Raw genomic sequence first — 257 nt, forward strand, 5'->3', positions numbered from 1 at the left:
TCGAGGCGCGCGGGACGGGCCTGATTCGGGTCGATGAATGCGCCGGCGCGGCGGCGCTGGATCCAGACCGCCCCGAGTGCGCGGACGCGGGGGAGGGCGAGGAATTCGTGCCCTCGCTCGAGAGCCTCCGCAAGGACGACGCGAATCGTGGCGACTGCTGGTCCCGGGGGGATGACACAACCGTCAACGTGTGCTCGCTCGGAAGCGACGTGCAAGGCGCGAAGCGAATTCTCGCGGTCGGCGACTCGCACAACAAC

General features: G+C 69.3%; 1 protein-coding gene. It reads left to right on the plus strand.

Annotated elements, in window-relative coordinates; all coding sequences use genetic code 11:
* Positions 1-257: hypothetical protein (locus tag SB658_RS25425; protein ID WP_410603213.1), on the plus strand; the 257-nt coding region annotated here is incomplete at both ends.

It is taken from the genome of Bacillus sp. SIMBA_008 (assembly GCF_046535495.1).
Taxonomy (GTDB): domain Bacteria; phylum Bacillota; class Bacilli; order Bacillales; family Bacillaceae; genus Bacillus; species Bacillus subtilis.